This is a genomic window from Pseudomonas sp. SB113 (genome assembly GCF_040754745.1).
GTDB lineage: Bacteria > Pseudomonadota > Gammaproteobacteria > Pseudomonadales > Pseudomonadaceae > Aquipseudomonas > Aquipseudomonas grimontii.
This window is the reverse complement of record NZ_JBFMHW010000233.1, coordinates 1-408: the sequence shown is the minus strand read 5'-3', so window position 1 is coordinate 408 and position 408 is coordinate 1. Positions and strand designations below refer to the sequence as shown.

Genomic DNA, 408 nt, shown 5'->3' with positions numbered 1-408 from the left:
TCCACCATCTTCGCGGCGATCCTGCGATATGCCATCAACTATCCGCTAGCGCGCTAGGAGGATGACATGATCAGAGCTTTCGGCATCAACGAATTCTGGTTCATCGTCCTGGCCGTGCAATGGACGGTGGCTTTGTCGGCGGTCGCGTTCGCGGGCGGCGCCGTGGGCGGACTGGCGGTCGCGCTTGCAAGGGTGTCCGCCATCTCGCCGCTGCGCTATGCGGCGCTCGGCTTCATCCGGCTGTTCCAGGGTACGCCGCTCCTGATGCAACTCTTTCTCGTCTTCTTCGGGCTCAACATCTTCGGCTTGGGCATCAATCCATGGCTGGCTGCCGCGATTGCACTGACGCTGCATGCCAGCGCGTTCCTGGGCGAAATCTGGCGCGGTTGCATAGAGGCCGTCCCGACA

The 408-nt window shown here is 62.3% G+C and carries 1 protein-coding gene; it reads left to right on the top strand.

Going from position 1 to position 408, the window contains the following annotated elements:
- Positions 1–66: 66 nt before the first annotated feature.
- A partial coding sequence (locus AB1462_RS32330) for an ABC transporter permease subunit (protein WP_367249204.1) occupies positions 67–408 on the top strand: 342 nt, incomplete at its 3' end.